Here is a 634-nt window from a genome sequence, read left to right on the forward strand (position 1 = left end):
TTCCATTTCATCCAACAGAATCACACTGTAAGGTTTACGCCTTACGGCTTCCGTTAGAACACCCCCCTCACCGTATCCGACATATCCAGGAGGAGAGCCTAACAACAATGAAACCTTATGCTCTTCTTTGAATTCCGACATATTTATCGTGGTTACGTTGTCTTCGCTCCCATAAACTTTCTCTGCGATAGCAAGAGCGGATTCCGTTTTTCCGACACCACTAGGGCCAGTTAATAAAAACACGCCATTAGGTTTAGTTTCATCCGTCAATTGGGCACTTGCTGTTTTGATCACTTCGGACATGATTTCTAGAGCATGATCTTGCCCCACCACTCGCTCGCACAAGCTATCTTTTAGGTTAAGAACCGCTTCAATTTCGTCATCTTGCAATTTTCCAAGTGGAATGCCTGTCCAATCAGAAATTACCTCAGCAATCAAAGATTCATTCACATGAGAAAAGACTAAAGGTTGCGCGTTGAGCGCTAAGTTCGATTCGATTTCCTGTAATCGCTCTTTGTCACAGTCGGCATTCTCTTCTATCACCCTAGCTCTCAACGACTTAGCTTCTTGAACCCACTGCTTTTCTTGTTCCCAAATTGCCTCTAATTCTATGACTTGATTAGATAACTCATCG

The 634-nt window shown here is 43.4% G+C and carries 1 protein-coding gene; it reads right to left on the reverse strand.

The genetic code is table 11. From position 1 onward, the window contains the following. The coding region (locus R7Z77_RS26345) for an AAA family ATPase (RefSeq protein WP_318137172.1) at nt 1-634 on the reverse strand (634 nt) is incomplete at both ends.

The sequence above is a fragment of the Vibrio sp. 1401 genome, from assembly GCF_033340295.1.